1 pseudogene is annotated in these 897 nt (G+C 74.0%); it reads left to right on the top strand.

What is annotated here, in order from left to right:
• Nucleotides 1–897 (top strand): annotated as a pseudogene (locus G6048_RS48305) (IS200/IS605 family accessory protein TnpB-related protein); the annotation flags it as partial.

Raw genomic sequence — 897 nt, 5'->3', positions numbered from 1 at the left:
GTGGTACCCGGCCCCGCCGGGGTGGCCATCCGGGATCGGCTGCGGGTGAGCGAGTCGGATGCGGCGGTGCTGGCCGAAGTCGGGACGTTCCTCGGTTCTCTGGCCGCGGCTGATCTCGCGGAACGCTCCCGGCAAGGGTTGGCGCACGATGCTGGCGGGTGGGCGGTGCGCAAGCGGGAGCTGACGGGGAAGTCGTCGGCGCGCTGGGCGGGCAGCATCACCAAGGCCTCCCATGACCAGTGGGCGCTGGCCCGGCGCGGCCAGGTGGCCCACTTGGCCTGGCTGCGCGGGCAGATCGCCTCGATCGAGGCGCGGCTGGCCCGCCCGCTGGGCGCCAAGGCGGACAAGCGGGAAGGGCTGGCGCGCGGGTATGGCTCGCGTGCCGAGTGGCATGCCAAGTCCCGCCGCCTGCACGCTTTGCAGGACCGGCTGGCGGTGGTGGAGGCGGACTGGGCGGCGGGCCGGGTGCGCGTGGTGCGTGGCGGCAAGCGCCTCGCGAGCACCCGCCACCACCTGCAGGCGGCCGGGCTGAGCGAGCAGGCGTGGCGGGCAGGCTGGCAGGCGGCACGGATGTTCCTGGCCGCGGACGGGGAGTCCGGCAAACGCTGCGGCAACGAGACCATCCGCGTCACCGACACCGGCCATATCTCCCTCAAACTCCCGGTCCCGCTGGCCCACCGGGCGAACGCCCCGCACGGCCGGTACGTGCTGGATGCGACCGTACGCTTCCGGCATCGCGGGCAGGAGTGGCGGGATCGGATCACCGCGAATCGGGCGGTGGCCTACCGCATCCACCACGACGTTCTCCGTGGCCGTTGGTATGTGACCGCGTCCTGGCAGCCGGCCGCCGCTCCGGTGCTGCCATTGGAGGCGGCGCTGGCCCGGGGGGGGGTGGTG

It is taken from the genome of Streptomyces ureilyticus, assembly GCF_011045025.1.
GTDB lineage: Bacteria > Actinomycetota > Actinomycetes > Streptomycetales > Streptomycetaceae > Streptomyces > Streptomyces ureilyticus.
The sequence above is the reverse complement of the archived record's forward strand: the minus strand, read 5'-3'. Positions and strand labels throughout refer to the sequence as shown.